This window comes from Mesorhizobium sp. WSM4837 (genome assembly GCF_055811435.1).
This window is the reverse complement of record NZ_JBVVQE010000206.1, coordinates 1-1,060: the sequence shown is the minus strand read 5'-3', so window position 1 is coordinate 1,060 and position 1,060 is coordinate 1. Positions and strand designations below refer to the sequence as shown.

At 66.7% G+C, this 1,060-nt stretch carries 1 protein-coding gene; it reads right to left on the bottom strand.

The window, feature by feature from the left end; genetic code table 11:
• Nucleotides 1–1,060, bottom strand: a 1,060-nt coding sequence (ald, locus tag AC0L3D_RS36725) for an alanine dehydrogenase (protein ID WP_473647536.1), incomplete at both ends; no start/stop codon positions are given.

The following is a 1,060-nucleotide window of genomic DNA, read 5'->3' as shown; positions in this document are numbered from 1 at the left end:
TCATAGCCGAGTGATTCGGCCACCGCGCGGTTGGTGATCTTGCCCTTGTGGACATTGAGGCCGTTGCGCAAATGATGATCGTCGACCAGCGCCTTCATGCCTTTGTCGGCAAGCTGCAGGCCGTAATGCAGCGTCGCGTTGTTCAACGCCTGGGCCGAGGTGACCGGCACCGCGCCCGGCATGTTGGCGACGCAATAGTGAACGACGCCGTCGACCTCATAGGTCGGGTCGGCATGAGTTGTGGCGTGCGAGGTCTCGAAGCAGCCGCCCTGGTCGATGGCAACATCGACCAGCACCGAGCCCTTCTTCATTCCCGACAGCATTTCGCGCGAAACGAGTTTTGGCGCGGCGGCACCCGGGATCAGCACGGCGCCGACGACGATGTCGGCCGAAAAACATTCCTCTTCCAGCGCCTCGACCGTCGAGTAGCGGGTGTGGACGCGGCCGCCGAAGATATCATCGAGCTGGCGCAGGCGCGGGATCGAGCGGTCGATGATGGTGACGTCGGCGCCAAGGCCGGCCGCCATCCGTGCGGCATGCAGGCCGACGACGCCGCCGCCGAGCACAGTGACCTTGCCAGGCAGCACGCCGGGCACGCCGCCGAGCAGAACGCCGCGGCCGCCATTGGCCTTCTGCAGCGCGGTGGCGCCCGCCTGGATCGACAGGCGGCCCGCGACTTCCGACATCGGCGCCAGCAACGGCAGGCCGCCGCGGTCGTCGGTGACCGTCTCGTAGGCGATGGCCGTCACGCCCGAGGCCAGCAGGCCCTTGGTCTGCTCCGGATCCGGAGCGAGATGGAGATAGGTGTAGAGGATCTGGCCGTCACGGAGCTGGACCCATTCGTTGGGCTGCGGCTCCTTGACCTTGACGATCATGTCGGACTTGGCAAACACGTCGGCGGCCGTCTTGGCGATGGTGGCGCCGGCGGCGCGATAGGCGTTGTCGTCGGCGCCGATGCCGGCGCCGGTCTCGACCAGCACTTCGTGGCCATGCGCGACATATTCGCGGACCGATCCCGGCGTCAGGCCGACGCGGTATTCGTGGTTCTTGATTTCCCGGG